Genomic DNA, 222 nt, shown 5'->3' on the forward strand with positions numbered 1-222 from the left:
CTTTCTTCATTTCTAGTAGATAGGTTCCTTTGTCAGTATTTTGCTTACGAATACGATATTTCCCTGTTTGAGATGAAATGACTTCCCCGCTAAATGGGACTGGATACAAAGGAAGATGTGAGGCAAATCCCCCGTCTATAATATATTTCTGATCATTATGGTTTAAAATAATAATCACATGCCCATCATCTGGTTTCCACGTATCACTACCTAAATCGTAAA

Annotated in this window: 1 protein-coding gene; it reads right to left on the reverse strand. The window is 36.5% G+C overall.

Annotation, left to right across the window (positions count from 1 at the left end):
- The coding region (locus MR169_RS28105; protein WP_242320395.1) for an arylamine N-acetyltransferase at positions 1 to 222 on the reverse strand (222 nt) is incomplete at both ends.

The organism is Bacillus cereus group sp. BfR-BA-01349, assembly GCF_022663795.1.
GTDB lineage: Bacteria > Bacillota > Bacilli > Bacillales > Bacillaceae_G > Bacillus_A > Bacillus_A cereus.